The sequence below is a fragment of the Lysinibacillus sp. Bpr_S20 genome, assembly GCF_023337835.1.
Lineage (GTDB): Bacteria > Bacillota > Bacilli > Bacillales_A > Planococcaceae > Lysinibacillus.
In genome coordinates, this window is record NZ_JALNLQ010000003.1 from 501,875 (window position 1) to 526,571 (window position 24,697).

Consider the following 24,697-nt stretch of genomic DNA (forward strand, 5'->3'; position numbering starts at 1 on the left):
GGGAATCTATTGATGAAAATAAAAAACAAACATATTTTAAATACGCATAAAATGCTTTTTGATTTAAAGCTAAAAGGTACAATATCGAGATTACGTTCAAGATTTAATCGACTATTACAAGAACATTTTATTACTATTATTGACCCTGAAGAAAAGGAACTGCAACAACAGTATGCTATTAGAAATGAACATGGAAAGATCATTATTAAAGAAAATGGTAATTTTGATGTTGCTAAAGAATATTTAAATGATATGGATATATTATTGAATGAAGAAATGCATATTGATTTAAACGAAGCTAACAAAGAAATGCTACTTACTGTCGCTTCCCTATTTCTAGATGAGGAATTGATAACTGTATCAGGAGAATTGGCAGAAACACACGATTACATATGCGAACAATTTGAAAAAGTAATTCAACATTACGAATCACAAAATTAAAAAATACATAATTACATAAAGGAAGGAGTTTATAGATGTCATTTAGAAATGAATACATATTAAACGTAGATGTAAAACGCAGAATGACAAATCAAGTTCCAACATTCAAACAAGGTGATTCTGCAACATTGAAGTTCCGTATATTTGATAATGGTAAAGAATTTGACTTAACAGACTTTACAAGAGCTGAAATGACATTTAGATTGCCGTCTGGTCAAACAATTGTTGGTGAGCCGTATCTAGATGCAGAAACAAGTATGATAGTTTATAAATTTGTTGGCGTGGAAATGTCCGAAGTTGGAAAATTAGAGTCAATTCTCTCTATTTATTCTGGTACTTCTATGGTATCTATACAACCTTTTTCAGTTTGGATATTTGACCACTTGAAAGATAAAGATTTAAGTTATATCGGCATTCTTCAAGACTTAATTGCCGAAGTGGAGTTTCTTCATAAAGATGTAAAAAATACTCTAGAAGAAGCTGCTCAAGTAAAAGATGATTTAACTGAATTACTTAAAGAGTCAGATGAAGCTGAAACAATAAGAAATACAAACGAGCAACAAAGAATTGCAAATGAAGACGTTCGTAAGTCAAATGAGTTAGATAGAAAAGATGCTGAAGAAAAGCGTAAATATAACGAGACTACACGGATTCAAAATGAGCAAGTACGTAATACCAACGAACAAGTTCGTCAAAAAAGTTTAGATGACATGAATACTATCATTAATCAATATAAGTTCACTGGTACATATAAGACGAACGTTACATATAAAAAATTTAACCAAGTAGAATTTGAAGGTAGTTCCTATATTGCATTGGTTGACAATACAAATACTCCAGTATCTGATATAAATACATGGAGAATATTTGCTCAAAAAGGTTTAAAAGGTGATAAAGGTGATACTGGTGCAGCATTAAGCATCATTGGTAAGTTAACTAGTGAATCACAACTCCCCTCTACTGGTCAAGCAGGCAATGCTTACACTGTCAATGGTGAATTATACGTTTGGTCAGAAGTGACAGGTGAATGGGAGAATGTTGGTAACATTAAAGGTGAAAAAGGCGACACCGGCGATTCAGGAGAAGATGGTAAATCAGCATATGAAGTTGCAGTTGATAATGGGTTTGTTGGTACATCTGAAGAATGGTTAAAGTCACTAAAAGGTGAAAAAGGCGATGCTCCAGATTTAACAGAAATCAATGAAAAAGTTGATGGTGTCGAAAAGGAAGTTACTGAACATTTGGCACAAGATGTACTATCGGAAAATGGCGCACATGGTATACGCTACTTTAATAACAAACTTGCAGTAAAAAACAAAGAAGGTAAATGGTCAATTGTTGAGACTGGTTCTGGTCAGTTATATCAAGAAGGCAATTTTGTTGGAAGTAAAGCAAATGCTTTCGGAGAGTATAATTTTGCAGATAGTGTTACTGCTGTATCTGTTGCAAGGTATGTATCGGATGTCGAAAAAACAATTGAAGTTACTAATGCAACAGGCTTTAATGTTGGTGACACTATCAAAATTAAACAAACTGACGTTGCTGTTCTTTTTGACGCTGTTATTACTAAAAAGGTTAATCTTACTGCACCTGCTGCAACTATAACAGTAACAACAACTACACCTTTAAATAACAGTATTCTTCTTGTATTAAAATTGGGAGGAGCTCAAACGTCTCAAACAGCAGAAGGTAGAAACACAGTATCTTCAGGTAATTATGCTCATGCAGAAGGTTCTAAAACTATAGCGTCTGGATATGTAGCCCATGCAGAAGGAGCTTTAACAGAAGCATCTGGCTATTACACTCACACAGAAGGATATGAAACAAAAGCAATAGGTGATGCTGCTCATGCAGAAGGTAGGGGAACAACAGCATCTGGAAATTACACTCACACAGAAGGTAATATGACTACAGCTAGTGGTCAGTCTTCTCACGCAGAAGGTAATAAAACTACAGCTAATGGGTTAGCTACACATGCTGAAGGTGGGGAAACAATAGCTAGCGGAGATTATTCCCACGCAGAGGGAGAAAATACTACATCCAATGTATATGGGTCGCACGCACAAGGTAGATATAATAAGAGGCTTAACGGAAGTCCCACTACTTATAGTTCTACTTCTGACGCTTTCGTAATCGGCAACGGAAGCCCTGGAACTCTTAGTAACGCATTCCGAGTAACATTCGACGGCAAATCCTATGGATTATCAGCATTTAACTCTACAGGAGCTGATTATGCAGAATTCTTCGAGTGGAAAGATGGGAATCCGCGTAATCAAGATAGAGTTGGATACGTTGTAACTTTGGATAAAGGAATGATACGTAAAGCTACAGCGAAAGATATTTATATTTTAGGTATTGTATCTGCTAACCCATCCATTATTGGTAATTCTCATCAAGATGATTGGAATGGTAAGTACATTACAGACGAATGGGGACGAATCCAATATCACTTGGTTGACGTTGAGTATGAAGAAGTTATTAAAGTAGAAAATGATGACGGCACTGTTACATCTGAAACTATTCCTAAAACACGTAAAGACTATATTCCAAAACTAAATCCAAATTGGAATCCAGACGAAGACTATATTCCACGCGAAGAACGTGCCGAATGGGATGCAGTTGGAATCACTGGTCAATTATTGGTTCGTGATGACGGTACACTTTTCCCTAATAACTTTGCAAAAGTAGGCTATCTAGATGGAGAATTAACTTTATCCGAAGAGCCTACAAACATGCGTGTGATGGAACGTGTAGCTGAAAATATTGTACGTGTGTTTATTAAATAATCGTTCCATATTGTTCAGTAGCTATACATAAGTAGGTTTATCAAATCTTTAATAAAAGACACATTTTATTTAAAAACAAATGTATATTAATGCAAAAACAACGAATAAACACTGTATAAATAAATCATTATTGTATAAATATACCGAAATTAAAAGTGAATCAGAAAATTCAGTTTAGAGTAGGCGTGAGTTAATTCTCCCCTACTCTTTTATTATTTAGGAGTGATTACATGCATGGACGTTAAAACATTAGGCGATATTGCAAATAGCCCCGCTGTATGGGCAGTATGTTGTATTGCGCTGGTAGGATTCATCTTAAAAAAGATATATGAGAAGAACGACAAACAAGAAGAGCGCTTAACTTCTTTACATGATGAATATCGCTCAGAATCAAAAGATAGAGAAAATAAACTTATGGAGCATTTAACTAAATCAGATGCATTACATGAAAGACAAACTAATGCAATTGAAGGTATTAACAAAAGCTTACAATCTCTTGAGGTAAGAGTAGATAATATTGAAAAGAATAGCTATAAAGAAGAGAAAAGGAATGGATGACTATGAAAATTAATTGGAAAGTACGAAAAAACAATCCACAATTCTGGATTACATTGGGTTTATCAGTTATCACTCCTCTATTTGCGTATTACGGAATAACTGGTGCAGATTTAACTACTTGGAATAGTGTGTATGAACTGCTTGTTGACGCAGTTTCAAATCCATACGTTTTAGCTTTAATTGGAGTAAGTACATACAACGCAATTTTAGACCCTACGACAGTTAATGTAGGAGACTCTAAACAAGCACTTCAATACATTAAACCAAAAAAAGATTATTAATTAAATAATTATACAAAGGTGAATCAACAAATGAAAAAAGATTATATAGTATTATCCCAACGTCTTGCAGGATCATTAATTAATGCAAAATGGATTTGTTCTTCAGAAGATGAAGCCAAGTAATAAAAATTGAATTAAACGTAATGTATTTATCTTTAATGAATCAGAACAACTAATTAACTTTATTCACAATTATAAATCAAACTAAATAATACATATTAGGCCTTCAACTTAAATGTTGTTGGTCTTTTTTTATATTTAAGAAAAGAAAGGATGATTAATAATGGGTAAATTTAACTGCCCTATCGTTAATGGACGTTTAACTAGTAAATTTGGTTGGCGTGATATTGGAAGAGGCAAAGAATGGCATCAAGGCGTAGATCTTGCTGATCAAACTCCCGGAAAGAAGGTTCCTGTATATGCAAGTGCAGGTGGCGAAGTAGTATGGGCTGCTCCATTAAGTTCTTATGGTAATTCAGTTCGAATTATACATATTGTCAACGGTAAAACTTATGAAACGAACTATGCTCATCTAGATAAAATTACTGTCAAAAAAGGACAACGAGTAAAACAAGGCGAACAAATTGGTATCATGGGTAATACTGGTGGTAGCTTTGGAGTTCATTTACATTTCGAAATTCATAATGGTCGATATGCTCCTTCTCAACCTAATGCGATTGATCCTATGAAATGGATTGAACTAATCACATGCAAACCATTAACGAATAGTAGTACATCTATCTCCCCTTCTCAACCATCAATTAATAATAAAATAGGATATAAGATTGATAGCAATGCTAAAGCATTTAGAATACATACTGATGCATTTAAATCTAAATCAGATGCTCAGAAAGCTCAAAAAAACTTTGTATCTAAAGGTTATTTAAAATATGCCGAAGTATTCGGAAATGATAAGGACGGCTATCGTCTGCAAAGTGGTAAGTATCTATCACAAAAAGATGCTGAAACAGCGGGTAAGAAAATGTTAGATGCAAAGGTTATTGGATATGCTTCTATTATCGGCAGCAAATCTTAGTAACATTACATAGTTATTTTTACATATGTTAGACCAGTATAGAGTTTACACTTCAATCAAATACATATTATAAAAATATCAAATTAACATCATTTTATAAATCCCTATCAGAAATTTATCACTGTATAGGGATTTATAAAATACAATACATCATGATCAGCTTTTCCACTTTAGCCTTTCCTCTTCACTTATAATTAACCTATAACCAGATTGTTTAGTCTTCGGAGCTTCAAGCCATTCTTCTTCTACTAAATCTCTCATTAAATCATTCAACTTATTTATATTAATTTTCATTAGATTACGTAAAGGCGATACCCTTGTTTCACCTGTATTAGCAATCACTCGCTTCAACTTATTCAAGTCACTTTCCTCTTCTAATTCATCTACCTCTGGTAGTTTCACCATTACTTTTTCATTCTTAATTTGATTTGCTATTTTATTTATTAGTTTACCCTCCAAGTCCTCATCATTTGGATCATCCACAATTAAAACACCTTGAAACCTTATGTGTTCATCCGATTGACCTTCAAAATCCATCACTCCATCACCATTACCCAATAATTCGAATTTGGGTGACGTATTTAAGAACGTTAGATAGCTACGCTTGTTTGCACACCTAAATCCAATTTTACTAGGTAAATTAGATTTTATTGTTCCGCTAATCACATCGATACTAGGTCGTTGGGTTGCTATTATTAGATGAATACCACAAGCTCGAGAAAGTTGAGTTAATGATTGAATATAAGAGTGGACATCATTATTTTTGCTAGTTAGTTCCGCATACTCATCAATAATACACAAAATGTATGGGAGTTTGTTTTTAGATTTCTTATTATACAGGCGAATATTTTTAACTCTTGCATTCTTAAATAATTCATATCGTCTATTCATTTCAGCAATTAATTGACTCAATAGTTTAACAGCTTCATTTGCTTCTGTAATGACAGATTGAACGTGATTAAATGAAGAAAATTGAACTAATTCTACTTGTTTAATATCTATCATGAATAGTTCTAATTCAGAAGGTTTCTTATAAATGAGTAATGTTAAAATTAACTGATTGAGCCATACGCTCTTTCCTGAACCAGTACTACCTGCAACTAGTAAATGTTTGATTTTACTCATACAGCTATAAATAGGATTACCTATATCGTCTACACCTACTAGGAAAGGCAAAGGATGATTGTTTGCGAATTCTTTAAACTCTTCATTATCAATGTAATTTGCTAAGAACACCTTTTGTCTTTTTTCTAAAGGCAGCATTATGTCAATTTCCCCTACGTTTATCCCCTGCTTAATCTGTAAGTACTTAACTCCCATTTTTATTTGAATATCACTTATTGTATTAGGCTTATTTATTTCGGAAAACTTTAATTGCTTAGGCATTTTAAATGTTATCTTCATTGATGTTGTACCTGATTGACACTTAACCACTTCCATATTTCCTCTAAATGATTTCAATTCTCTTAATGCAGATAAAAATTTATCAGCCAAATCATTACCATCGAATTGTTTAATGTCATTCCCTTTAGGTAATAATTCAATTAAATTGTTTTCTTCTTTACCATTATCTATAAGATTTACATTTTCATTAACTTGTGTCTTGTTTTCTAAAACAATAAATTGTAATAATTCTGACTCTGACAATGTATGATTTTTAGATTGATAGTCTAACACCCTGTTATTAACTATTTCTGATCCATACTTAAAATTGATTTTATGGTCAACTAACCATTCATTTGTATAGGAATATTTATTTATTTCATTTTCAATCTTTGATAATGAATACTCTCTTTCTAGTTTACTCCCTCCTATTAGAGCCAATCTAATATTATATCTAAATCCATTTTCGTTTAATTTCTGCTCAACTTCTTTGATTTCGGAATGTCTTTGTTCCCATTTCAATAATTCATCTATTTTCTCAGTGATACTTCTTTGTATTTTTCTAAATAATCCATTATCAGAAGGATTCTGAACTCCGTTTAAATAGTCATTATATTGCTCTACAATTTTATCTCTCCAGTTATCTTGTCTGTATACAAGGAGTAACTGATATTTATAATTAATGTGAGAAGGAATAATTGAATTAATTATTTCTAAGAAAGTTGTAGGAGTATTCATTTCAATAGGAAACATTGAAGGCTTAGACAAATACAGTTGTGCAAATGTAGTATTTTCTGAGTTCGAGTTTAAGTACTGTGCTGAGTTATTTCTAATTGTTGTTAATTTGCAGTCATAATTAGGTTGAGAAAAGAAAGTATAATTCTCTCTATTTGTTACTCTAAATGCTTCAATTCCAAATACTCCATCAATAAATGAGTTCGATAACATTTCTTTAATAGTACTTATCGTCAATGATTCAATATTATAATTACTATATCTTTCATTTGAAGTGACACTTGGATTTATTAATCTCCTCAAACTCATTTAGACTTCGCACCTCTCATTGCATTTCTATTATTTAATTTAAACTTTTTCTTAATCATATTGATAGGTCTAACAACATTGAACGCACCATTCCACATTGAAGTAACGTCTTCGCCTCTATCAATGTAACGAGATAAGAAGTTTGGAGGAGTATTCATTCTCCATAACCCACCAATAACAATGCCTAGTTGAATCATAACGTCCCAAGAATTATTAGGTAGCTTAGTTCCAAATAATAGCGTTCCAATTAGCAGTAAGAATATAGCATAAACAACTTGAACAGTAGCACATTTTTTAATGTGATCTCTCCACATAATGAACCAATGTTCTTGCGATGCAAATACCCAACTTGCTAATGCTAATGGTGTCATAACACCTAAAGCGAGTAAATCAAACCATCTTCTAAAATTCTGTAAAAGTATAGGAATTAACATTGTAATTAATGCAATATCAAATCCTATGAATCCGAATACTTGAAGTAAAGATATATCATTTATTGATAATTGACTCATACCTTTTTTCATTTGAAATTTACCGAAATCAATAATTATATCAGTAAGTTTATTTAATCCTTTAAACATGTAATAAAATGCACTAGGAGCTATAGCAGAACCTAATGCAACCAATGGAATTCTTTTACTTATACGTTTTAAATCTGTTGGCTTTCTATTCTCTATTAATTCACTAGACATCAACTTCAAACCCTCAAACATGGATAACAATATTGAAGTGGCTATAGATAATCCTGTGAATGTCAGGATATTGCTTTTGAACCAATCTGTATTAAATAAAATTGAAGGTGTATGTAGAATCACTTTAGTTAATGTTTCATAAACCCAAAACATTACGTCAGTCGATAGTTCAGTTATGTTCTGTTTTATGTTTTTAAACCAATCAAATATCTTATAGACAGTATCGATTATTGAGTTTACTTTTGCTTGTGTTTCTTTTGGTATAGGATTTAATTTGTCGTACCAAGCAGCCGATACTTTAATTTGAGATGATGCTAAAGTTGCGAAAGGTACAGCAAGTGTTAAAAGAACATACTTAAACCATGAACGTTTTTGAATATTAAAGCTGTCAAAGTCGTCAGTATCAATATGATTACTGGTGCTAATAATACTTGACCGAAACCTTTTATTACGTTTACTGACCACTCGCTTGCTTTTCTCTCGTTTCCTATCATTCGATATATCCCTGCTCCCATTAGAAACAGAATCGCTAATGCAACTGAAACTGTCCCGAAAGCTAAAATCAATTGCTTCAGAATATCTATAATTTCTGGAGGTAATAATTCTATTCCTTGAGATTTCTCTAGCAGTGGAAATCCTGTCATTTCTTGAGCATGAGCTACCTTTATTGGTGCAAGTATCGGAAATATTAATAAAGATAATTTCTTTAGCTTTGTGTAAAATCTTTGCTGAATTTTCTTTGGTTGCATTGTCACCTCCTTTGTTAATTCCTCTATAAAAGTTAAAGTTTGATCTGTCTTATTCCTTTTCACCTCTCTACCGTTAAATGACATATGACGAACACCATTATTGTAATGGTAATTTACTATTAGATTTGTCATTCTTTTTCCCTCCTCCATGATACCAACTCAAAATTGATGACATACCTACAAATCCACCTAACGCAATTCCAACTTGACCTAATAAGATAACAATTCCACTCACAATATTCCTCCTCTTAAAATGTATTAAATAAATTTAAATGGACAGATTGATATTACAAAGCTGAAAAGGAGCAAAGTTAAATGAGTATATTTTTTAATGATTGGTTGCATCGTCCACAACCTGATTGGAAAGTAAATTTAGATAGTTGCGACCTTAGATTGTTTCGTGAATTAAAAATGGAAAGAAAAGAAGTTGAAGAGATTTTAGAAATTCTCGATGAGTATGGGGTATTTGGAAAAGTTGAATATGAAGAGTGATTTATATTAGGGATTTGTGTAATCATGTATTGAATTTTTCCTCTTATTATCGGAATAGATGTATTGATTTCAACGATAATTAAGCATTTTTCTTAACGATAATTTGATTATTTGATAATTAGCTTTGTCTGTTTACTGCCATATTATCTAAAATAAATTGAAAATATACCTTAACTTTTAAAAACAGTTTTGATGTTTTATAGAAGTTTACAATTGATCTCATTGTGGTGAATGCAATGGGATTTTAAATTGTTTTAAATTCTTTTGAGCTTAATCGTAATTTATGTAGACATGATAAAAATAATTAAAAAGAATTTTAAATAATTCAAACATATCCTCTCCTATTCTGACATATGTATTAAATATGGAGGGAGTGGTATGTCTTGGCTATAATCAGATCAGAAGAAGAAGCTGAACGTATAATAGAAGAACTTTTACAAAAAGGAAAAGGAAAATACATCACTCAAAGTGTTTTATTTAAAAAAGACAGTCCGCAACAAATGGAGCTACTAAAAAATGTGTTAATGAGGTCTACTTCATTTGGTGATTACGCAAGAAGAGCTTTAATTAATTACCTTGATACTGAAAATAACTAATGGTAAGACCATCTACGTTCCATTTATAAAAGTGGCGTTTGATGGTTTTTATTGCTTCAATCCCCTTCTATAATACTTTTAATAAAATCCCCATATTATATAATTTTAAGGACTTTAAAACCCTTATAAACACTGTGTTTCGTAAATCAAAATAATTTAAAATAAGTCAAATAAGTTTAAAATTTTACTCATTTTTATAAATCTTAGTCATAAGCTACATTAACATCAACAATTGAGCGAAAGGGGATTTTATTGAATAATACTGTCGTAGGCGTGGTTGCTATCGATGATGGAGGCAATTCAACATGTGTTGTCACGAAAGATATCCAAGAAAGTTTCCCTAGTGTAAAAGGTTATTACGGGAAAAGAAATTTAACTGAAATAAGACATAAACATGATTTTATTGTTGATTATAAGGGTCAGTCTTATGTAGCAGGAACATTAGCAAAGTATGATTGTACTATGCCTTTACAGATGCATACTGAGTCAAAGCATCACGATTTTTATGACTTGTCCGTTTTAATAGCAGTCCATCAATATGGTTACTCAGCAAATAACATTGTTGTGTCTGTTCCTATTAAAAGCTATTCAATCCAAGAAAGAGATGGAAGATTACAACGTCTGAAAGGTTCGCATACGATTATTGTTAATGGTGTATCTAAAACTTTTGCAATTACAGATGTAAAAGTTGCTCCTGAGACTGCGTCTGCATTTTTCATTAATGAACCTAATGGTAAAACTAGATATATTGATTTTGGATCGCGTACTATTGGTGCTGCTACAACTTTAAAAGAAGACGGTGTAATTAGATTTATAGATACAGAAAGTGATACATTTTTCGGAAAAGGACTTGAAGCATTGAATGAAAATTATAGTCCTAAAGGGTTGGCAGACTACGTATGTGGAATGTTATCTAAAATGTGGGGAAAACACGACAAAGTAAATCTTCTTGGTGGTGGAGCATTGGATACTCAATTAGTTACTTATGTTAAAGAATTCTTTCCGAATGCAGAAGTAATGGCTAATCCTAAAATGTGTAACGCTATAGGGATGTATAACTCTGGGAGGTCAGCATATGGGATATCTTAGGTCTGAAGAAGAAGTTGAGGCAATGATTGAGGAAATGAAAAAGAAAACAAAAGGTAAATACATTACTCAAGGAATTACATTTTCCAAAGATAGTGAACGTCAAATGGAGTTGTTGAAATACGCACTTATGTATTCAACCTCTTTTAGTGGATTAGGGAAAGAATTAATTGCAGATAAATTTAAAAGTGAACTATCAAAGAATAAAATAAAAAATAATAACTCGCAACCATCTAAAGAAACTTATAACAATTATACTGAAGTAGTTGAAAAGAAAGATACTGGAAATTTCCTTTTATAAAGTTTAAGTATGTTTGAATTATTTTTAAGAAAGATATTTAAAATCTTTTAAATTTATTTAGAATCTGATTAGATGTACTGTATTATGTAAGACCCCTTCTACTGATTTAGGAGGGGATCTTTATTTAAATAAAAGGTTGTTTTTCATATTAAATTTAGAAATATACGCTTTACAGCCCTTTTCATCGACGCTGGCAAAATGTTTCGTTACATTTGGGATTGTAATTAAAATCAAAACCGAAATAATTAAAAGCACAATTAACATTTCAATCAATGTAAAACCCGCTTGTTTCTTTATATGTTTCATAATTTTCCTCCTATACTAATTCAATCATGTGATATATCGGTAATAATAAACTTACATAGGCGGCAACTATACATATTGCAATAATGATAAAAAAGGTTGGTTGCACAAATGCGAGAATTTTATGCAATAGTTGCTCTTGCTTTTCTGTCAATAATTCGCTGTACAGTATAAGCTCTTTTCCTAAATAGCCACTTTGCTCACCGTGATCAACAAATATAGAGATATCCTTCTGCCAAACTGTCATCAAATGAACAGCCTGTGTCAGCGTATCACCAAAAACAACACGCTCTTTTATACTTCGTGCTAAATATTGTAGAAAAGGTTGAAGTTGTTGTTCCTCTAAAATTTGTAGACTTGCCTGTAATGAAAATCCACTTTGTAATAGACTTCCTAAATAAGCAGCAAATTGTCTCGTCAAAGACATTCGTAAATAAATCTGAATTATCGGAATTTTTAAGATAATATTTAACTGGCGAGAAATCGGACGACGTTTGAGAAAAAAGTAAAAAATCAAAGTACAACAGATTACCACTATACTTGTAACAATTAATGCATCAGGGAGATGCAACAATACTTTTGACAAAGCAATACTTGTCTCCTCTGTCCCAGTAGTTCGACTTGTTACCATTTTCTCTATATTTGGAAAGAAAATGGTGCGAAATACGAAAAACAGTAGCAACAAAAACAAAATGAGAGCTACTGGATATAAAAGTAGCTTTGTTAATTTTTTCTTTGTCGTTTCACTTAAAGCTATTTGCTTTGCCACACCGTTTAACGTCTCAATCATATGCCCATTGTTTTCCGCAACTGTAATGGCTACTAAATGCTGTTTTGGAATTTGCAATATTTCAAAAATCCCTAAAACACCGACACCTTGCCTCAGTTTGTCATCGACTAGCTTTTGTATTTCTGTATGCCCTTCAACATGATGAGGTAATAGAATAGCAATAGCCTGTGAAAATAAATAACCTTCCTTCATTAACACGCTTAAGCGACCAAAAAAATGGGATTGCTCTTTTACTCGCCATTTTGTTGCTTTTTTGTACTCCAATCGAATCCTTTCAATAAACTTAGGTATTCGCATAGTTCTGACTCTCAATTAATTCTTTTTGACCTGCAAGCGTTAAATCATGTGGTAGCTCATAGCTAGTTTTTTGCATAATTGCTTTGATAGCCCTTTGAAGATGAACATCGCTTAATATTTCAAACAATGCACGGCGATCTTCCTGGATTATTGGTGATTGAAAAAGTGTTTGAGCAACAATGCCTACCACTGTTTGGCGAAGTTCTTCTATTGAAACACCTAAATCAATAAATCGATAAAGGCAGTTTACCGAATCCTTGGCATGGATAGTCGTGACCACTAAATGACCGGTTAATGAAGCTTCGATTGCAATTTTTGCAGTCTCTTTATCACGTATCTCCCCAATCATAATAACGTCAGGTGAATGGCGTAAAATAGCTTTTAAGCCTGTAGCATATGTAACGCCAGCTCGTTCATTTACTTGAATCTGCAAAAGATTAGCCTGGTTATTTTCTACAGGGTCCTCCAATGAAATGACATGTCGATTCAGCTCTCTCGAACAGTAATCGATAAGGGAATATAAGGATGTTGACTTACCAGAGCCTGTTGCACCTGTAAAACATAAAAGTCCTTGTTGATGTTTAACTAATTCCATTAACATGTCTGCTGCATATTTGGAATAGGATAAGGAAGTAAGTGGGAATGCATGATTTTGTAGAAGCAGTCGGATAATTAGACTTTCTTTAAAAAATACTGAGGGAAGTGTAGAGACACGAAAGGCATATCGATCTTGTTCCATAGCTTTCTGAAAGGAGCCGCTTTGGGGTTTGCGCCGCTCGCTAATATCTAATGCCGCTAAAAATTTATAAAAAGAAATCATTCGTTCCGCAAGATCATTTGGTAATTTCCCTGCTTGGAGTAACTTATCATATTTTCGAAAATAAATACGATACCCCACATTTTCTGGAACTAATAATAAATCTGATGCACCAAAATGATAGGCCTTTAGTAAAAGTTGCTCACATTTTTGTTCAACAATTGTTTCTAAGTCCTGCATATTCGCACCCCTCTTCTGGTTTATTCGAATATGACCGCTCTATTCGTTATCCCTAGTATAGATACGAATTTGTCACTAGAAAAGCCCTTTTCTTAAAATAAAAATTTGCTATAAAATTTCCTGTCAAACATGTTTTTTGCTATAAAAATGTGGATAACATGCAGATTCTCACTAGAAACGAACATAATCCTATGAAAAAGTAAATATTTATGTCTAAAGGAACTGTATCTTTTTCAATAATGCAATATAATAGAATTAACATGATTTTTTTCCTACACTTGGTAGAATAGATAAGATTCAAAAAAATACATAGAGGTGAAGTAAATGATCCATCCATTAAAAATTACTAGTACATTGGCCGATGAAACTAGATACTCCATTTACGAGTATATCCTGCAAGAGAAGAAAACTGTAACGGTCCAAAATATCGCTGATAAATTTGGTATTCATCCAAATGTTGCACGTCTACACTTAACAAAACTCTCAGAAATCAATATTATTACCGCTGATTTCGCAAAAACTGGGAAAGGTGGTAGACCTGGTCGTGTTTATAAGGCAGCAGATAAAGGTGTATCATTAACGTTCCCGAGACGTGAAGAAGATCGACTATTAAAATGGACAATCCAATTAATTGAAGAATTTGGACCATCTGCATTAGAAAAATGCCAGGACATTAGCTACCAAGACGGCTACCAGCAAATGAAGAATTATGTAAATGCTGAGTTACAATTAAATAATACCCTTTCTTTCGAACAAAAGCTCCAGCTATTAACTGACAATGCAGCATTAATCGGCTATATTCCGCAAGTTCAAGAAACAGAAGATGGTAAAAAAGTGACTTTCTCCATTTTTAATTGTCCATTCCAGGAGCAGCTTACTTCTCATTCCGAAATTGTTTGTTCTTTACATGAATCCTATTTAAAGGGACAAGTAGATGCGTTATATTCAAGCAATGACTTTGTACAAATTGATAGCATGATACATAATTGCGATTTATGTAAATATGAAATAAACGTGACAGAAAACGATAACTAATTTTTAAAAATCCAATTGTTTGTCACAAAGAAGAAGAAGTTCCAGTTTACAGATACCTTTCATATCATTTATAATGAGTAAGAGATTATTGTGTCGTGGGCAAAAGGAGGGGAAATCTTCATGGATAATATGTATAAAGTTATGGCATTCTGGACAGGTATTTTTGCAGTTATGTTCTACCTTGGTGGTATGAACGAAGTATCGCTATTATTCGTAGGTAATACAGGTTTATTCTTATTATTAGGCTTCTTAAACCTTTCAGAACGTATGTACATGTACATTTTCGGAGCATATTTAACTGTGTTCTTTGCTGGCTTCACGTACTATACAACATTCATTCACGTACCTGGTGCTGGTCATTAATACAACGTAAAACGCGTGTCTCATCGAAAGTGAGACATGCTTTTTTTATGTAAATTTATTCACCAGATTCATGATCATCTATCAAGACATAGTAAAATCCCCTTTGCAATTACATGGTTAGATTTTGGTTATTTAATCTATCCAACGAATCGCAAGGGGGATTTTGTATTTTATGAAGTTAATTCAGGCTTTAATTTATTAAACACGAAGCTCTGTAATATCACCCACAAAGATGAAATTGTCCAATAAAATGGGATGGCTGATGGCATGAAAATTGAAGAAATAACAATCATCATAGGCATCATAACTATCATTATTTTCATTTGTGGATTGCGATTATCAGATAGCTTAACTGACATATAAATTTGAATCATCATCGCTAAACCTGCGATAATTGTCATAAAAATATCGGCAGACCCTAGATTAAACCAAAAGAAATTCTCATGCTTGATGGCATTGTTTTTTGTAATGGTATAATACAGTCCGCTTAAAATCGGAAATTGTATAAGCGCTGTTAAACAACCTGTTTTCATACCCGAAAAGTTTTCCATCATTATTTGAGAGATTTGCAACTGATATTCTTTACGCTCTTCTTCTGTTTTAGCCTTGCTTAAATTTGATTGTAGCTCTATTAATTTTTCCTTATTACCTAACGACGTTTGTGTAATTGTTTGTTGGGATTTAAAGGATTTATAATTTGGATACATTAAAATTAAGCGTATTAGCACTGTTAAAATCACTAAGGCCACTACATAGCTCCCCGTAAAATTAAAGAAAATATCTAGCAAATTTGTCAGTGGTTGTGTTATAAATTCAAACATTAATTAATTTCTCCCCTTTTATAAGTATTTTTCTTATAAAAGGGACTTTAATTCTTCGTCATTATCTGATTTACTGTAAATTACTTTTCTCAACCATTTATTAAGAAACATATGAGAAGGATAAATTTTACTTTCGAAATTGACATTGACAGTTAAGTCAATAGATACGTCAAGATTCGTATCAATGACAGCAATTTTATCGAAAATAGTATAAATGTATACTTTAATAAATGGACTATGTTGTACTAAATAACTAAAATCAGTAATAAGCGATAATAGCAATAATAATTCCATTTACATCACACCTATTATTATTTGGTTGATCACCATCACGTGAGGTTGATTCCGTTCCGACTGTGCACTTTGTTGTTGCTGTCGCTTCGCTTTCGCACAGATAAAACATTTTGTTGCTGCCGCTTCGCTTTCACACAAATAAAACATTTGCCGCTGACGCAGAGGAAAGCTTCCTGGTGGCGTCCAGTCTCCACTCCAATCAACTTATATAAATGATATACGTTTTAACAGATACCATCCACTACCTTCCATGATTATCCTATTTTATCATAAAAGAATGTAATATTTCCAATGAATGATATTTAACTATTACCTTTATCAGCTAATTTAAAAACCATTTAAAAAAGGATTTGTTTCCATTTCTGCACCGACCGTTGTATAGTTCCCATGACCGGGGTAGATAATAGTATCCTCAGGTAGTGTCAATAACTTATCGTGAATGGATGTAAGTAATACTTTTGTCGAGCCTCCAAGTAAATCTGTACGACCTACACTTTGTTCAAATAGTGTATCTCCAACAATAGCGAAGCCATCATTTGCAAATATATATGAAATACTACCTGGTGAATGTCCTGGCGTAAAAATCGCTTTAAAATTAAAATCGCTTATTTCTAATAGCTGTTCTTTTTTAATAATATTTTCTTCAGCTGGGGCACCGACAATATAATCTGGTAATGCTGCGTATTTACTAGAGCCATTTTTTGTTGGATCTCCTAACCAGCTTACTTCTTTTTCATGAATCCATACCGGAACATCAAAAGCCTCACGGACAGCATCCACGGCACCGATATGGTCGAAATGTGCATGTGTTAAAAAGATGGCTAGTGGTTTTAGATTGTTACTGCGGATAGTCTTGATGATGCGATCTGCTTCTTCTCCTGGATCAAATATTAAGCATTCCTTATTTTTATTCGATACGATATAACAATTCGTTTGGACAGGTCCAAGTGAATAACTTCGTACGTTCATCATTGTTATCACCTCAATTTCAATTATACAACCTTTGCCACAATTTGACGATAAATGTTCATAGTTTAAACTATTTTAGTTCTCGACAAAAACAGGTAGAACGTTTACAATTAAGGAGGAATATTGTTTACGACATTCATTTTCTGATGTCGAAAGGAGTGTCTATTTTTAATGAACTTATTAATGGTTATTTTTGGTCTAGTTGCGATTTTAGCTGTAGTTGGTACATTCCAAGCAATTAAGGAAAAGAACCTTTTAAGTGTTGTTTTCAACGTATTAAGTGCTGCAGTATTCGGTTGGTTTGTTATTATGACTGTTATTAATAGCGGATACCCAACAAAATTACACTAAAATTTAGACAGAAAAAAGAGCAGCCTCCATTGAGGCTGCTCTTTTTCTATGTTTTTTTATATTACTTCGTTAGAAGTGGCCTTTGCAGGAAGTTTCTCTCATTGATTCGTCTATTTTATAGACAGCTTTTCGAACGTTTTTTGATTTCTCTTGTAAAAATTATTTCGGTGATTTTTGATGTAACATAGACGCCATGCATGGACTTAAATTAAAAGTTTTTTGATTTGAAATCATCGGGGACGCCACCTGCACATTAAATTCTTTTATTTAAAGGAAAACGAATACATTGCGTTGTTTAGAGAAACATCGCTCGACTCCTGCGAGAAAGCGAGACAGACGAGTCCCCGCACGAAGTGAAGCGTAAAGAGGAGGCGCGGCACTCGCCCGCGGAAAGCGAGCGCAATGCTTCGGAAAACAACAGTGGAGTACAGTGCCAAATGAAAAAAGCAAGGTATTCAACGATTTAATCGTTGAATACCTCGCGAAATGAGAAGATATAGAGACTTTTTCAGTGCCCTGCTATCGTGAGATCTCTTTTTTGTTACTTGACTGCCCCATGCTTCAAGTTACCTGTCTTTTGGTCATAGAAGCGGAGTAAATCGCCATTAATAATGGCATCAGAACTTTCTAGTTCTTTCGTAGCTCGATCAGCGTATGGCTGACATGGCTCACCTTCAATTTCTTCCCCAGTGGCTTTGTCATAACAAGCTTCACCAGCATAGACATATTTATCTGTTACAAAACGACCGTCACGGAAAACAACGAAATCTTCATGCTCTGGTGAAAATAGGTCTGCACCAAGTTGCATATCTTTTGAAGTTTCAACGCCAAGAAGGTGTAAAATTGTTGGACGTAAATCCATTTGTCCAGCAACCTCTGTCATTTCTTTACCATCACCTGCTCCAGGGATATGGATGAATAAAGGTACTTCTTGTAACAATGCATTATCAAATGGTGTAATTTTTTCTTTTTCTAAATATTGAGCCATCGCTTTGTTGTGGTTTTCTGAAATACCGTAATGGTCACCATACATTACAATAATAGAGTTATCATATACACCCTGATCTTTTAAGCTTTGGAAGAAGTCTTTAAGTGCTTCATCCATATAACGAACTGTTTGGAAATATCGATTTAATGTCCCTGAATTTGAAGTATATTCAGGAATCATTACATCTTCTGGATCCAATGTGAATGGATAGTGGTTCGTTAAAGTAATTAATCGAGAATAGAACGGCTGAGGCATATCTTTCATTAATGCTGCAGATTGCTCTACGAATGGGATATCTTTCATACCCCAGTTAACAGCTTGCCCTTCACCAATTTTATATGAGTCTATGTCATAGAATTTATTAATGTGTAATGATTGATACATCATGTCACGATTCCAGAATGATTTATTATTTGGGTGCATGACATTCGTAAAGTAGCCATTATCTCCAAGGCGCTCAGCCATTGAGTTATACGTATTTCCACCGTGTGTGAAGAATACCGCTCCACGACCTAAGCCGAACAATGAGTTTTCTAAAATAAACTCTGAGTCTGAAGTTTTCCCTAATCCAGTTTGGTGATAGAAGTTACTGAAATAAAACGTATCTTTATCTTTTGTTAAAGAGTTTAAGAATGGTGTAACTTCATGACCATCCATTTGATTATTAATAACAAAGTTTTGTAAAGACTCCATCGAAACAACAATCAAATTACGACCCTTGTATTTACCAAACATTTGTGGGTTAACTGCTGCTTGATTTGAACGAATATAGTTGTTCACTTCTACTAATTCACTGCCATCCGCTAATGCACGTTGAGCAGAAGATTTAGATTGAATATAAATATCATACAAATGGTAGTTATAAGTACCAATGTTTTTCACAAGTAATTCACGGTCAAAGCTACGTGTTAACAATTGAGGACGCTCTGTTTCTGATAATCCTAAGTTTAAGAATGACACAGCAATCGCCAATACGAAGTATGCGCGACGGAATTCTACGTTGATTTTTACAGTTTCTTTGATTTTAGGTAAATATTTATTAGCTAATATTAGAATAAGTACATCGACGAAATATAATAAATCCCAAGGGCTTACAATCGCTGCTACTGATGTTCCTAAATCACCAAAGTTACTTGTTTGGAATAATACTGGTATCGTAATAAAGTCGTTGTAGAAACGATAGAACGCCACATTCCCATATAAGACTATAGATAAAATAACACTAATCGTAATTATATAACGACTTTTAACTTTTGGCGATTTAAAGAATAACGATATACCATAAGCAAATAGCAAGAAGCTTAATGGATTAATAAACAAAATAAATTGTTGCATCGCATTTTCAAGTTTCATTTCAAAGCTTGTGTGATAAACAATGACCGTTTTAATCCAAGTTGCTACAATTGCTAGTATCATAAATGAATGTTTAGGCCACTTTATTGATTTCATTCCTAACATCCTCCCTACTTTCTTACAAAAAAATAATAATTTTTAACATTTGTTACTGAAACAAAATATATCTTAATCTTTTTTTAACAGATAATCAATAGATATATTTTTGAAAAACCGTTCTCCTTGTTCGTTTATGCGCTGGACAATAATATATACGTTTTTCTTTGTAAAAAGTTTCGTAAATTATAAAAACAGTGGAAAACCACTGTTTTATGAATATTACATACTTGTTACATTATTTTTACAATACCCCAAATGAATTATATTTAAAACATTACTGATGATTTTCTTTCATACGAAGTTTTGTTGTTTCTTGACGAATTAGTAATAATGCCATTTGGTAATCTTTAATATCTAGTACATTCGCTTTATACAACTCACGAATTTCATCCTCCATTAACATTAAATCACCAATAGGATCTCGTGTGTAAATAAAAGTGCCGTATGTTTTTAATAATTCATAAATATCTAACATTTTGTCCATTTTAATTCGCTCCTCGTTGTGTTACACAATCAATACGCTTTGTCGGTGTCACAATGATATCTACAGGGCAATCGTGCGCTTCTGTAGGTATGTGTTCATATAGCTGCTCTTCAAATAACAGAGAAATGAGCATACCCTTCTTATAGTTTAATATATAGCGATCGTAATAACCACCGCCATAGCCTATTCGATAGCCGAACTTATCAAAAACAACTCCCGGAACAAGTATGACATCCATTTCATTTGCGTCAACAAACTCACACTTCTCTGGAATTGGCTCACGCAAATGCATATAAACAGTTTCAAGCTGGGCAAATGATTCAATGGCATAAAATGACATCTCTCTTGTTTTTGGATTACATTTAGGTACAGCAACTTTTTTATCAAGTTTCCATAGTTCTTCTATTAATTGAATAGTGTCGATTTCTGGCTTATTGGAAATGGTAATGCCAATTGTACTTGCTTCTATTATATATGATTCCTGTAGCACTTTTTTAACTACAGTAGTTGATAGATCGCGGTAAGCTACTTCGCTTATTTTTGCAAGTGCTTCCTTTACCTCATTCCGTAAAGTTACTTTATCCATGCTAAGCTACCTCCTATTAAAATGTAGAAAGCCAAAACCACAAGTGGTTTTGGCTTAATGAGCGATTACTTAGTTTCACGGTGAAGAGTGTATTTCTTCTCGCGAGAGCAATATTTTTTAAGTTCAAGACGCTCTGGATTGTTACGCTTGTTCTTTTTAGAAATGTAGTTACGTTCGCCGCAATCTGTGCAAGCTAAAGTAATGTTTACGCGCATTATTAACCCTCCCACTCTATATCAAGAATTAAAATTTTTGAGCATGATTTATACGACTAACCCATTATAACACAAACTGAAAAAAAATCTACCTTCATTTCATATTAAGTTTGCATATGGTAAAATATCTTATAATTACATACTTAATGAGGTGAAACTATTGGATTTATCCATCATACTTATGATTGTAGGAATACTCCTAATAATTGTTTCGTTCTTTTTCAAAAATAGCGCGAAAAAAGTCGAACAAGATGTTGAGGAGCTATCCATCTCTATTTTTCAAGAAACTAATAATTTAAAACGTCGTTTAAAAATTGTTGAGGAAGAGCTGTTATTAGAGCCAGAGTTTCAGGTTAAATCACCGTCAGCGCAAAATAACACGGTAGCAAATCCGAAAGTACAGCAGGTCATGCAAGCTGTTCAACAGGCTGCTCAGGCATCGAAAACAGGACAAGCTACTCCCAAAACGAAACCTATCCATCAAATTATTGTAAGTCAGGTGCTTGAACTAAATAAGCAGGGTCTTTCTGTATCTGATATTAGTATTCGTTCAAATTTAACTGAAGAGCAAGTCCGCCAAGTGATTGCAAACGGAGGTCGGTAATTCATGAATAAGTCCGCTATCCGTGCATTTGGCATTGCACTTTTTCTTGTCGGAGCATTGTTAGCTTTAGCTGCTCGTTTTGATCTCAATATCGGTCTTCCAACTAAAGCTTCCACAAATACAGAACATGTAGAGGAGCTGCAAAAAAAGCTTGAACAGGCAAATAAAGAAATTGCATTATTAAAAGAACAAGCAAAGCAAGCTCCAAAGGAAAATACTCCGAAGACAGATACACCGAAAACAACGACTAAAGACAATCATAAATCGGCAGATGCACCGGCAAAAGATACAACTATGTCACTCCAAATTTACAGTGGTATTACCCCCTATATCGTGGCACAAAAGCTTGAAGATGGTGGCATTATCGAAAATAGTGTTGAAATGGAACTTTTACTAGCTAACCCTAAATACGCGCGAAGCTTACAAATCGGCTCCTATGAAGTCAATTCTTCGATGTCTTTAGAGGAGATTGCCAAATTGATTACAGGAAAAAAACAATAGATTAAAGATGGCTGTCACCAAAAATCACAACTACTGATTTTCGATGACAGCCTCTTTAGTTTCGTTTATGATATTTGTTCGATGAAAGCCCGCATCATTATACTGCCTTCTTTTGTCCCAATGGATTCCGGATGGAATTGTAGCCCAAAGAGTGGGTACTCCTTATGTTGAATGGCCATAATTTCACCATCATCACTGGATTTTGCCAAAATATTAAAATCCTCATGTAACGTGTTTTGCTCAATGACGAGAGAATGATAACGCATTACTTCGATTTTACCGTCTAACTGAGCAAAAAAGCCTGTTTTTTCATATTGAATCGTCGATAATTTTCCATGCATTATATTTTTAGCTTGAACAATGTTTCCTCCAAATGCTTGCCCTATCGATTGATGTCCAAGACAAATGCCCAAAATCGGAAATTTCGTATAAAGTTCTTTGACTACATCCACTGTTATCCCTGCATCCATTGGCGTACCTGGGCCCGGCGATAAAATAATGGCTTCAGGTTGCATGTTTTGAATGTCTTCAATTGTCATTTCATCATTACGAACTACTTTTACATCTTTCCCAAGTATTCGTATTTGCTGGAATAAATTATATGTGAATGAATCATAGTTATCGATCAGTAAAATCATTTTTTCACCTCCAATAGCGCGCGAGCTTTATTTAGCGTTTCCTCGTATTCAGACAAGGGCACAGAGTCATAAACAATACCGGCTCCTGCTTGCACATGAGCACGATGCCCCTTAATGATCATCGTCCGAATAGCTAGAGCCAAGTCCATATCGCCTGTTGCAGAAATATAGCCTACTGCGCCCGCATAGACACCACGCTTCACTGGCTCGAGCTCATTGATTAGTTGCATCGCGCGAATTTTCGGTGCACCTGATACTGTACCTGCAGGAAGGCAAGCTCTAAGAACATCCATAACATGTACATCATCACGTAATTCACCGATAACCTCAGATACGATATGCATCACATGTTTATAGCGCTCAATATTCATATATTTTATAAGCTTCACTGAACCCACTTTGGCAATACGCCCCAGATCATTTCGACCTAAATCCACCAGCATTCGATGTTCAGCGATTTCTTTTTCATCATTTAATAGTGCTTCCGAAATTATGTTATCCTGCTCCTCGTTTTTTCCTCTAGGCTTCGTTCCAGCGATTGGATTTGTCGTTACTTTTCGATCCTTCACTTTGACGAGACTTTCTGGAGATGTTCCTAAAATGGTATACGTTCCAAATTCCATATAGAACATATATGGTGATGGATTAGAAGTACGTAATTGACGATATAAAGCGAAAGGATTACCTGTATATGGTGAAGTGAAGCGTTGCGATAAAACTATTTGGAAAATGTCACCTTTACGAATATGCTGTTTTGCACGTTCAACCAGTGCTACAAAATTTTCTTTGGCAATCATCGGCTTGAAATCTAGTTGACCAAATGTCGTGTCGTCAAATGTTGCTCCAGCATATAGCTGCTCCTTCATCTTACAAATAGCCATTTCCATTGCTTCAAGAGAACGCCCTTCATCAAATAAATCGATCACTGCTAATGTGATCTCTTGCTTTAAATGATCGAAAACGATAAATGTATCATAGAAATAGATATGGACATCCGGCATTTCTAAATCGTCTGGCAAGTATTCACCTATTTTTTCTGTATAAAATGCTGTTTCATAACCAAAGAACCCAATTGCTCCTCCAAAAAAGGCGAAAGGATACTGTTCCTTATGCAATGGCATAACTTGCTGTAATTTTACTAACACATTGTCGTTGGATTTTTCTGTTTCTCCGCCTTTTGTAAAAGAATAACCATTCCTATCTCCTGTCAGTTCTGCGATTGGGTTGATCGCTATAAACGAGTAACGTCCACTTTCTTCATGCTTGGCAGACGACTCAAAAAGCATTTTATGCTCCCCTACAAGTGATTGATAAACGGAAATTGGCGTCATCATATCACCCTGTAATGTCTTCATGGCAAACTTTCTAAGCTCAACTGTCATACTCTTTCTCTCCTTTTCTATGCTCTGCTCTTCTACACCAAAATCTACCCATTATGCTTGGCCGGATTTGACTCTACAAACTTCATTGGTCCGGATTATTCATTCCCGCCAAAACATATAAAAAAGGCCTTTCCATCACAAAAGGACGGAAAAGCCGTGGTGCCACCTTCATTGGTCTTCAT

The 24,697-nt window shown here is 33.8% G+C and carries 27 protein-coding genes, 1 pseudogene and 1 other annotated feature (1 of these 29 only partly in view); of the genes and pseudogenes, 14 read left to right on the forward strand and 14 right to left on the reverse strand.

The window, feature by feature from the left end; translation table 11 throughout:
• Window positions 1-12 precede the first annotated feature (12 nt).
• The 5 genes from MWJ95_RS10525 (at window position 13) to MWJ95_RS10545 (ending at window position 5,102) form a co-directional block, all read left to right on the forward strand.
• Complete coding sequence (locus MWJ95_RS10525) at window positions 13-441, forward strand: hypothetical protein (protein WP_249105465.1); 429 nt, start codon at window positions 13-15, stop codon at window positions 439-441.
• A 35-nt stretch (window positions 442-476) separates the two neighbouring features.
• Window positions 477-3,227 carry a peptidase G2 autoproteolytic cleavage domain-containing protein gene (locus tag MWJ95_RS10530; RefSeq protein ID WP_249105467.1) on the forward strand — a complete coding sequence of 917 codons (2,751 nt, stop codon included), beginning with the start codon at window positions 477-479 and terminating at the stop codon, window positions 3,225-3,227.
• A 234-nt stretch (window positions 3,228-3,461) separates the two neighbouring features.
• Window positions 3,462-3,785 (forward strand): hypothetical protein, encoded by a 324-nt coding sequence (locus MWJ95_RS10535; protein WP_249105469.1) that lies wholly within the window; start codon window positions 3,462-3,464, stop codon window positions 3,783-3,785.
• 2 nt (window positions 3,786-3,787) lie between these two features.
• On the forward strand, window positions 3,788-4,066 hold the full coding sequence (locus MWJ95_RS10540; RefSeq protein ID WP_249105472.1) for a phage holin: 279 nt from the start codon (window positions 3,788-3,790) through the stop codon (window positions 4,064-4,066).
• Between the two features lie 283 nt (window positions 4,067-4,349).
• Window positions 4,350-5,102 carry a peptidoglycan DD-metalloendopeptidase family protein gene (locus MWJ95_RS10545; RefSeq protein WP_249105474.1) on the forward strand — a complete coding sequence of 251 codons (753 nt, stop codon included), beginning with the start codon at window positions 4,350-4,352 and terminating at the stop codon, window positions 5,100-5,102.
• Between the two features lie 156 nt (window positions 5,103-5,258).
• Here the strand turns inward: MWJ95_RS10545 and MWJ95_RS10550 are convergent, their stop codons facing one another.
• The 3 genes from MWJ95_RS10550 to MWJ95_RS10560 all read right to left on the reverse strand — a co-directional run bounded on the left by MWJ95_RS10550 (window position 5,259) and on the right by MWJ95_RS10560 (window position 9,205).
• Window positions 5,259-7,529 (reverse strand): FtsK/SpoIIIE domain-containing protein, encoded by a 2,271-nt coding sequence (locus MWJ95_RS10550; protein WP_249105476.1) that lies wholly within the window; start codon window positions 7,527-7,529, stop codon window positions 5,259-5,261.
• Window positions 7,526-8,686, reverse strand: coding sequence for a hypothetical protein (locus MWJ95_RS10555; protein ID WP_249105479.1), 1,161 nt, complete (start codon window positions 8,684-8,686; stop codon window positions 7,526-7,528). The genes MWJ95_RS10550 and MWJ95_RS10555 overlap by 4 nt, the downstream gene beginning before the upstream one ends.
• 381 nt (window positions 8,687-9,067) lie before the next feature.
• Complete coding sequence (locus MWJ95_RS10560; protein WP_249073866.1) at window positions 9,068-9,205, reverse strand: hypothetical protein; 138 nt, start codon at window positions 9,203-9,205, stop codon at window positions 9,068-9,070.
• Between the two features lie 80 nt (window positions 9,206-9,285).
• Between MWJ95_RS10560 and MWJ95_RS10565 the strand changes: the two genes are divergently transcribed.
• The 4 genes from MWJ95_RS10565 to MWJ95_RS10580 all read left to right on the forward strand — a co-directional run bounded on the left by MWJ95_RS10565 (window position 9,286) and on the right by MWJ95_RS10580 (window position 11,445).
• A complete protein-coding gene (locus MWJ95_RS10565) occupies window positions 9,286-9,462 on the forward strand; it encodes a hypothetical protein (protein ID WP_249105480.1) in 177 nt (58 codons plus the stop codon).
• A 383-nt stretch (window positions 9,463-9,845) separates the two neighbouring features.
• Window positions 9,846-10,058, forward strand: a complete 213-nt coding sequence (locus tag MWJ95_RS10570; RefSeq protein WP_249105482.1) for a hypothetical protein — start codon at window positions 9,846-9,848, stop codon at window positions 10,056-10,058.
• A gap of 252 nt (window positions 10,059-10,310) precedes the next feature.
• Window positions 10,311-11,147, forward strand: a complete 837-nt coding sequence (locus MWJ95_RS10575; protein WP_249105484.1) for a ParM/StbA family protein — start codon at window positions 10,311-10,313, stop codon at window positions 11,145-11,147.
• The gene (locus tag MWJ95_RS10580) at window positions 11,134-11,445 is read left to right on the forward strand and encodes a hypothetical protein (protein ID WP_249105486.1); all 312 of its coding nucleotides are present in this window, start codon (window positions 11,134-11,136) and stop codon (window positions 11,443-11,445) included. Before MWJ95_RS10575 ends, MWJ95_RS10580 begins: the two co-directional genes overlap by 14 nt.
• A 159-nt stretch (window positions 11,446-11,604) precedes the next feature.
• On the opposite strand, the pseudogene MWJ95_RS10585 reads toward MWJ95_RS10580, so the two are convergent.
• The 3 genes and pseudogenes from MWJ95_RS10585 to comGA form a co-directional block, all read right to left on the reverse strand.
• Window positions 11,605-11,751: pseudogene (locus tag MWJ95_RS10585) on the reverse strand (prepilin-type N-terminal cleavage/methylation domain-containing protein); the annotation flags it as partial.
• Between the two features lie 10 nt (window positions 11,752-11,761).
• Window positions 11,762-12,802 carry a competence type IV pilus assembly protein ComGB gene (gene comGB / locus MWJ95_RS10590; RefSeq protein ID WP_249105488.1) on the reverse strand — a complete coding sequence of 347 codons (1,041 nt, stop codon included), beginning with the start codon at window positions 12,800-12,802 and terminating at the stop codon, window positions 11,762-11,764.
• 19 nt (window positions 12,803-12,821) lie between these two features.
• Entirely contained in the window at window positions 12,822-13,832 is a 1,011-nt protein-coding gene (comGA, locus tag MWJ95_RS10595) for a competence type IV pilus ATPase ComGA (protein ID WP_249073589.1), read from the reverse strand.
• Between the two features lie 324 nt (window positions 13,833-14,156).
• On the opposite strand from comGA, the gene MWJ95_RS10600 reads away from it, so the two are divergent.
• Together MWJ95_RS10600 and MWJ95_RS10605 are read left to right on the forward strand one after the other, a co-directional pair.
• Complete coding sequence (locus MWJ95_RS10600) at window positions 14,157-14,867, forward strand: helix-turn-helix transcriptional regulator (RefSeq protein ID WP_249073588.1); 711 nt, start codon at window positions 14,157-14,159, stop codon at window positions 14,865-14,867.
• Between the two features lie 120 nt (window positions 14,868-14,987).
• Complete coding sequence (locus MWJ95_RS10605; RefSeq protein ID WP_010859821.1) at window positions 14,988-15,230, forward strand: DUF2626 family protein; 243 nt, start codon at window positions 14,988-14,990, stop codon at window positions 15,228-15,230.
• Window positions 15,231-15,400: 170 nt separating this feature from the next.
• On the opposite strand, the gene MWJ95_RS10610 is transcribed toward MWJ95_RS10605, so the two are convergent.
• Window positions 15,401-16,051, reverse strand: coding sequence for a YidC/Oxa1 family membrane protein insertase (locus MWJ95_RS10610; RefSeq protein ID WP_249073587.1), 651 nt, complete (start codon window positions 16,049-16,051; stop codon window positions 15,401-15,403).
• Window positions 16,052-16,672: 621 nt separating this feature from the next.
• Entirely contained in the window at window positions 16,673-17,317 is a 645-nt protein-coding gene (locus tag MWJ95_RS10615; protein ID WP_249073586.1) for an MBL fold metallo-hydrolase, read from the reverse strand.
• Between the two features lie 168 nt (window positions 17,318-17,485).
• On the opposite strand from MWJ95_RS10615, the gene MWJ95_RS10620 reads away from it, so the two are divergent.
• Window positions 17,486-17,665: a DUF2759 domain-containing protein gene (locus tag MWJ95_RS10620; RefSeq protein ID WP_249073585.1), complete on the forward strand. Its 180-nt coding sequence runs from the start codon at window positions 17,486-17,488 to the stop codon at window positions 17,663-17,665.
• Window positions 17,666-18,206: 541 nt separating this feature from the next.
• Here MWJ95_RS10620 and MWJ95_RS10625 read toward each other — a convergent pair.
• The 4 genes from MWJ95_RS10625 to rpmG form a co-directional block, all read right to left on the reverse strand.
• Window positions 18,207-20,102, reverse strand: a complete 1,896-nt coding sequence (locus tag MWJ95_RS10625; RefSeq protein ID WP_249073584.1) for an LTA synthase family protein — start codon at window positions 20,100-20,102, stop codon at window positions 18,207-18,209.
• Between the two features lie 277 nt (window positions 20,103-20,379).
• Window positions 20,380-20,589 (reverse strand): YqgQ family protein, encoded by a 210-nt coding sequence (locus tag MWJ95_RS10630; protein ID WP_249073583.1) that lies wholly within the window; start codon window positions 20,587-20,589, stop codon window positions 20,380-20,382.
• A 1-nt stretch (window position 20,590) separates the two neighbouring features.
• The gene (locus MWJ95_RS10635; RefSeq protein WP_249073582.1) at window positions 20,591-21,175 is read right to left on the reverse strand and encodes a 5-formyltetrahydrofolate cyclo-ligase; all 585 of its coding nucleotides are present in this window, start codon (window positions 21,173-21,175) and stop codon (window positions 20,591-20,593) included.
• 65 nt (window positions 21,176-21,240) lie between these two features.
• The gene (gene rpmG / locus MWJ95_RS10640; RefSeq protein WP_008408521.1) at window positions 21,241-21,390 is read right to left on the reverse strand and encodes a 50S ribosomal protein L33; all 150 of its coding nucleotides are present in this window, start codon (window positions 21,388-21,390) and stop codon (window positions 21,241-21,243) included.
• A 151-nt stretch (window positions 21,391-21,541) separates the two neighbouring features.
• Between rpmG and MWJ95_RS10645 the strand changes: the two genes are divergently transcribed.
• Together MWJ95_RS10645 and MWJ95_RS10650 are read left to right on the forward strand one after the other, a co-directional pair.
• Complete coding sequence (locus MWJ95_RS10645) at window positions 21,542-21,994, forward strand: hypothetical protein (RefSeq protein ID WP_349294139.1); 453 nt, start codon at window positions 21,542-21,544, stop codon at window positions 21,992-21,994.
• A gap of 3 nt (window positions 21,995-21,997) precedes the next feature.
• Window positions 21,998-22,495, forward strand: a complete 498-nt coding sequence (locus tag MWJ95_RS10650; protein ID WP_249105491.1) for a hypothetical protein — start codon at window positions 21,998-22,000, stop codon at window positions 22,493-22,495.
• A gap of 65 nt (window positions 22,496-22,560) precedes the next feature.
• On the opposite strand, the gene MWJ95_RS10655 is transcribed toward MWJ95_RS10650, so the two are convergent.
• Both MWJ95_RS10655 and trpE read right to left on the reverse strand, forming a co-directional pair.
• Entirely contained in the window at window positions 22,561-23,133 is a 573-nt protein-coding gene (locus MWJ95_RS10655; protein WP_249073579.1) for an anthranilate synthase component II, read from the reverse strand.
• On the reverse strand, window positions 23,130-24,515 hold the full coding sequence (gene trpE, locus MWJ95_RS10660) for an anthranilate synthase component I (RefSeq protein WP_249105493.1): 1,386 nt from the start codon (window positions 24,513-24,515) through the stop codon (window positions 23,130-23,132). The genes MWJ95_RS10655 and trpE overlap by 4 nt, the downstream gene beginning before the upstream one ends.
• Before the next feature lie 138 nt (window positions 24,516-24,653).
• Window positions 24,654-24,697, reverse strand: a binding site (T-box leader) (it continues 222 nt past the right edge of the window).

Coding starts and splice junctions, on each gene's coding strand:
- trpE (WP_249105493.1), bottom strand. CDS start 24,515: ATGACAGTTGAGCTTAGAAAGTTTGCCATGAAGACATTACAGGGTGAT.
- MWJ95_RS10540 (WP_249105472.1), top strand. CDS start 3,788: ATGAAAATTAATTGGAAAGTACGAAAAAACAATCCACAATTCTGGATT.
- MWJ95_RS10655 (WP_249073579.1), bottom strand. CDS start 23,133: ATGATTTTACTGATCGATAACTATGATTCATTCACATATAATTTATTC.
- MWJ95_RS10565 (WP_249105480.1), top strand. CDS start 9,286: ATGAGTATATTTTTTAATGATTGGTTGCATCGTCCACAACCTGATTGG.
- MWJ95_RS10545 (WP_249105474.1), top strand. CDS start 4,350: ATGGGTAAATTTAACTGCCCTATCGTTAATGGACGTTTAACTAGTAAA.
- comGA (WP_249073589.1), bottom strand. CDS start 13,832: ATGCAGGACTTAGAAACAATTGTTGAACAAAAATGTGAGCAACTTTTA.
- MWJ95_RS10580 (WP_249105486.1), top strand. CDS start 11,134: ATGGGATATCTTAGGTCTGAAGAAGAAGTTGAGGCAATGATTGAGGAA.
- MWJ95_RS10535 (WP_249105469.1), top strand. CDS start 3,462: ATGGACGTTAAAACATTAGGCGATATTGCAAATAGCCCCGCTGTATGG.
- rpmG (WP_008408521.1), bottom strand. CDS start 21,390: ATGCGCGTAAACATTACTTTAGCTTGCACAGATTGCGGCGAACGTAAC.
- MWJ95_RS10525 (WP_249105465.1), top strand. CDS start 13: ATGAAAATAAAAAACAAACATATTTTAAATACGCATAAAATGCTTTTT.
- MWJ95_RS10610 (WP_249073587.1), bottom strand. CDS start 16,051: ATGTTTGAATTTATAACACAACCACTGACAAATTTGCTAGATATTTTC.
- MWJ95_RS10620 (WP_249073585.1), top strand. CDS start 17,486: ATGAACTTATTAATGGTTATTTTTGGTCTAGTTGCGATTTTAGCTGTA.
- MWJ95_RS10605 (WP_010859821.1), top strand. CDS start 14,988: ATGGATAATATGTATAAAGTTATGGCATTCTGGACAGGTATTTTTGCA.
- MWJ95_RS10550 (WP_249105476.1), bottom strand. CDS start 7,529: ATGAGTTTGAGGAGATTAATAAATCCAAGTGTCACTTCAAATGAAAGA.
- MWJ95_RS10635 (WP_249073582.1), bottom strand. CDS start 21,175: ATGGATAAAGTAACTTTACGGAATGAGGTAAAGGAAGCACTTGCAAAA.
- MWJ95_RS10625 (WP_249073584.1), bottom strand. CDS start 20,102: ATGAAATCAATAAAGTGGCCTAAACATTCATTTATGATACTAGCAATT.
- MWJ95_RS10600 (WP_249073588.1), top strand. CDS start 14,157: ATGATCCATCCATTAAAAATTACTAGTACATTGGCCGATGAAACTAGA.
- MWJ95_RS10530 (WP_249105467.1), top strand. CDS start 477: ATGTCATTTAGAAATGAATACATATTAAACGTAGATGTAAAACGCAGA.
- MWJ95_RS10630 (WP_249073583.1), bottom strand. CDS start 20,589: ATGGACAAAATGTTAGATATTTATGAATTATTAAAAACATACGGCACT.
- MWJ95_RS10650 (WP_249105491.1), top strand. CDS start 21,998: ATGAATAAGTCCGCTATCCGTGCATTTGGCATTGCACTTTTTCTTGTC.
- MWJ95_RS10615 (WP_249073586.1), bottom strand. CDS start 17,317: ATGATGAACGTACGAAGTTATTCACTTGGACCTGTCCAAACGAATTGT.